General features: G+C 66.1%; 3 protein-coding genes. 1 reads left to right on the plus strand and 2 read right to left on the minus strand.

What is annotated here, in order from left to right; genetic code table 11:
• On the plus strand, positions 1 to 616 hold a 616-nt coding region (gene trhA / locus ACSFA3_RS22905; RefSeq protein WP_435507754.1), incomplete at its 5' end, for a PAQR family membrane homeostasis protein TrhA.
• Positions 617 to 625: 9 nt separating this feature from the next.
• On the opposite strand, the gene ACSFA3_RS22910 is transcribed toward trhA, so the two are convergent.
• Both ACSFA3_RS22910 and ACSFA3_RS22915 read right to left on the minus strand, forming a co-directional pair.
• Positions 626 to 850 carry a SlyX family protein gene (locus ACSFA3_RS22910; protein WP_093057985.1) on the minus strand — a complete coding sequence of 75 codons (225 nt, stop codon included), beginning with the start codon at positions 848 to 850 and terminating at the stop codon, positions 626 to 628.
• Between the two features lie 57 nt (positions 851 to 907).
• Positions 908 to 1,513: SDR family NAD(P)-dependent oxidoreductase (locus ACSFA3_RS22915; protein WP_435507755.1), on the minus strand; the 606-nt coding region annotated here is incomplete at its 5' end.

Consider the following 1,513-nt stretch of genomic DNA (forward strand, 5'->3'; position numbering starts at 1 on the left):
GGAAGAACTCTTCAATGCCCTGAGCCACGGCCTGGGCCTGGCGCTGGCCATCGCCGCGCTGCCGATCCTGGTCTACAACGCGGTGCAGAAGGGGCAGGCCGCAGGCGTGGTCGGCGCCTGTCTTTTCGCGGGCACGGCCATCGTGCTGTACCTGATCTCCACGCTGTACCACGCGCTGCCGATGGGCCGGGCCAAGGCCTGGTTCAACCGGCTGGACCACGCGGCCATCTACCTTTTCCTCGCGGGCAGCTACATGCCCTTCCTGTTCGGCGTGCTGCGCGGCCCGCTGGGCTGGACGCTGTTCGGCGCCATCTGCGCGGCGGCGGTGCTGGGCGTGAGCGCCAAGCTGTTCAACCGGCTGCAGCATCCGCTGTGGTCGACCGGGCTTTATGTGGCGATGGGCTGGATGGCGCTGATGGCTGCCGTGCCGCTGTATGAGCGCATGTCATCGGCCGGCCTGGGTTGGCTCGTGGCCGGTGGGCTCTTCTATACGGCGGGTGCGGTGGTCTTCCTGTTCGACAACAAGGTGCGCTTCGCGCATTCAGTGTGGCATCTGTTCGTGCTCGCCGGCAGCACCTGCCATTTCTTCGCCGTGCTCTGGCACTCGCACGGCTGAGCGTCTTGTTCAGTAATGCGGAGGTAGCTCGTCGCGCGGGTTGCGTGCGGCTCCGTCCTGCATCGCGTTCTGGCTCTGTTCCTTCAACTGCGTGACCTGCAGGATCAGCCGGTCGATCTGTTGCTGCTGGCGGTAGATCGTCATGTTCAGCTGGTCGAGCAGGTCTTCGGCGTAGCTCGACTTGATCTCGAGCTCTGTCACGCGTTCCGCGAGGTCGTGGGGTGGGTTTTCCATGCCGCTATTGGACAGGAAGACCGACCCACCTTTTATGACGCCTACCTTAGCTTCTTCTTAGCGACGCACCTTCGCTTCGAGCAGGTCACCCATGCCGATGCGTTTGGCGAACTCGATGCGCACTCGCTCCGACACCTCGAACACCTCCGTCGCGCCGTCGCCCACGAAGTCGATCAGCGAGCGCATCGGTCGCGTGCCGGCGGGCAGGCCCACGATGCGCACGATTTCGTCGGCCACGGCCTGCGGGTCGGCGTTGTCGGGCGTCAGCGCCGAGAGGCGTTCGCCGATCTGGTCCATCACGCCGTCGTAGCGGCTGTAGGCGGCGGCAGTCGCGGCATCGGCCGGCTTGCCCGCGCTCGGGAAGTGGTCGGTGCCCCGGGTGAAGGCGCCCGGCACGACGATGGAAGTCTCGATGCCGAAGCGTGCGATCTCGTAGGCCAGCGTGACGGCCAGCGAATCCATCGCCGCCTTGGCCGCACCGTAAGGGCCCATGAACGGCGGGAAGCCGCCCTTGGTGGTGGTACTGCTGATCCACAGCATCAGCCCCGACTCCTGCCTGCGCAGGTACGGCAGCACCGCGCGGTTCACGCGCTGCGCGCCGAGCACGTTGGTGTCGAACACCTTCACGATCTCTTCGGGCGTGAAGGCCTCCGTCGGGCCGAC

Origin of the sequence: Variovorax glucosi (assembly GCF_051216695.1) — a bacterium.
Classification (GTDB): Bacteria; Pseudomonadota; Gammaproteobacteria; order Burkholderiales; family Burkholderiaceae_C; genus Variovorax.